Origin of the sequence: Stenotrophomonas sp. SrG (assembly GCF_050031795.1) — a bacterium.
Lineage (GTDB): Bacteria > Pseudomonadota > Gammaproteobacteria > Xanthomonadales > Xanthomonadaceae > Stenotrophomonas > Stenotrophomonas rhizophila_A.
Genome location: NZ_JBNBBE010000728.1, coordinates 1 through 247 on the forward strand (window position 1 = coordinate 1; position 247 = coordinate 247).

Genomic DNA, 247 nt, shown 5'->3' on the forward strand with positions numbered 1-247 from the left:
GCGGTAGATCGCGTAGTGGACCTGGTTGGTGGGCGAGAGCGCCTTGAGCTCGACCGTGCCGAGCTGGGCCAGCACGGCGGCCCACACCGCAAGGCGTGCCTGCTGCGCGGCCGCGCCCACCTCCGGCATGCGGGTGGCCGTGGCCGGGCCATCACCGTCAGCACGGGCTTCGCCGCCACCGGCCGGGCGCCAGGCCCATTGCTGCGCCGAGCTGGCGCGGAACGCCGCGTCGGACGGCGGATCGGTG

General features: G+C 75.7%; 1 pseudogene. It reads right to left on the reverse strand.

What is annotated here, in order from left to right:
* Positions 1-247 (reverse strand): annotated as a pseudogene (locus ACQG3P_RS21505) (DUF885 domain-containing protein); the annotation flags it as partial.